Genomic DNA, 1,667 nt, shown 5'->3' on the forward strand with positions numbered 1-1,667 from the left:
GCTGCTGTGGGGCATTACCGCCATCCTCGGCAAGCTGATCACCCTGCCCGCGCTGCCCCTGGTGTGGTGGCGCATGCTGCTGGTGGTGGCGATGCTGGCCGTGCTGCCGCGGGTCTGGCGCGGCCTGCGCCAGTTGTCGCCGGCGCTGTTTGCCGGCTACTGCGGGGTCGGCGCGCTGGTCGCGCTGCACTGGCTTACGTTCTATGGCGCGGTGAAGCTGGCCAATGCATCGGTGGCCGCCACCTGCATCGCGCTGGCCCCGGTGTTCACCGCGGTGATCGAACCGTGGGTGGCCAAGCGACCGTTCCAGCTGCGCGAACTGGCCTTCGGCATCGCGGTGTTGCCGGGCGTGGCGCTGGTGGTGGGCGGCGTGCCGCATGGCATGCGCCTTGGCGTGCTGATCGGGGCGCTGTCGGCGCTGCTGGTGGCGGTGTTCGGGTCGCTCAACAAACGCCTGGTGAGCCATGCCGACCCGCTCACGGTGACGGCGCTGGAACTGGGTGCCGGTACCGTCACCCTGACCGTGCTGGCACCCCTGCTGCCGTTCCTGCTGCCGCCGCTGGCCGGCCCGTTGTGGGTGGTGCCCAGCCTGCACGACGGCGTGCTGCTGCTGGTGCTGGCCGGGGTCTGCACCCTGCTGCCGTTTGCGCTGGCCCTGGTCGCGCTGCGCCACATCAGCGCCTACACCTCGCAGCTGGTCACCAACCTGGAGCCGGTGTACGCGATCCTGCTGGCGATGGTGCTGCTCAGCGAACAGCGTGAGCTGACCCCGGTGTTCTACGTCGGCGTGGCCATCATCGTCGGCGCGGTGTTCCTGCACCCGTTGTTGAACCGGCGCAAGCGGGTGCAGCACCCGGAGATCCTGGGCACGTCCGAGGCGCACAACGTCGCCGATTGAACGCCGCGCCGTACCGATCGACGCTGGGCACCTAGCGCGACGGCCAGTGCCAGGCAGGTGCGTCCAGTAGCCCCTGCCCCATCACCTCGGTTCGGCTGAAGGGCTTGTGCAGCCCGATGGTGTGACAGGCCGGTGCGGCCTGCAGTGCCGCGATCAGCCGGCTGGCGTGCGACACCACCCACAGCTGGCTGCGTGCACTGGTCGCGATGATCAGCCGCGCCAGCGCAGGCAACAGGTCCGGGTGCAGGCTGGTTTCTGGTTCGTTGAGCACCATCAGCGGCGGCGGTCGCGGTGTATGCAACGCGGCGACCAGCAGCAGGTAGCGCAGCGTGCCATCGGACAGCTCCGTCGCCGCCAGTGGCCGCAACAGGCCCGGTTGCGAGAACTTCAGCGCCAGGCGTCCCTCGTGTGCGTCGATGTGCACCTGTGCGCCCGGGAAGGCATCGTCCACCGCGCGGACCAGCGCAGGCGCATCGCCGATTTCCAGGATCGTCTGCCAGGCCGCCGCCAGGTCGTGGCCATCGTGGCTGAGCACCGGGGTGCGGATCGCCAGCGTGGGCTGCCGTGCCGGCGCGCCACTGTCGGTGCGGAAATGGTCGTGGAAGCGCCAGCGCCGGATGTACTCGCGCAACTGCATCACTTCGGGCATGCGCTGGGGATCGGCCAGCTGGGTGAACACGCTGTCGAAGGCCGACAGCGATTCGTCCAGGCCTTCCCAGCCCTGCCCGCTGCGGCGCCGCACGCGCGCGCCACGGCGCTCCACCAGCAG

2 protein-coding genes are annotated in these 1,667 nt (G+C 70.0%); one reads left to right on the plus strand and one right to left on the minus strand.

The features are described 5' to 3' along the window. Position 1: 1 nt before the first annotated feature. On the plus strand, positions 2–898 hold the full coding sequence (locus DBR34_RS15680) for a DMT family transporter (protein ID WP_258223990.1): 897 nt from the start codon (positions 2–4) through the stop codon (positions 896–898). A 31-nt stretch (positions 899–929) separates the two neighbouring features. On the opposite strand, the gene DBR34_RS23365 is transcribed toward DBR34_RS15680, so the two are convergent. Next, positions 930–1,667 (minus strand): AAA family ATPase (locus DBR34_RS23365; protein ID WP_258223991.1); only part of this gene is annotated, 738 nt, incomplete at its 5' end.

Origin of the sequence: Stenotrophomonas sp. HMWF003 (genome assembly GCF_003061285.1) — a bacterium.
Taxonomy (GTDB): domain Bacteria; phylum Pseudomonadota; class Gammaproteobacteria; order Xanthomonadales; family Xanthomonadaceae; genus Stenotrophomonas; species Stenotrophomonas maltophilia_AP.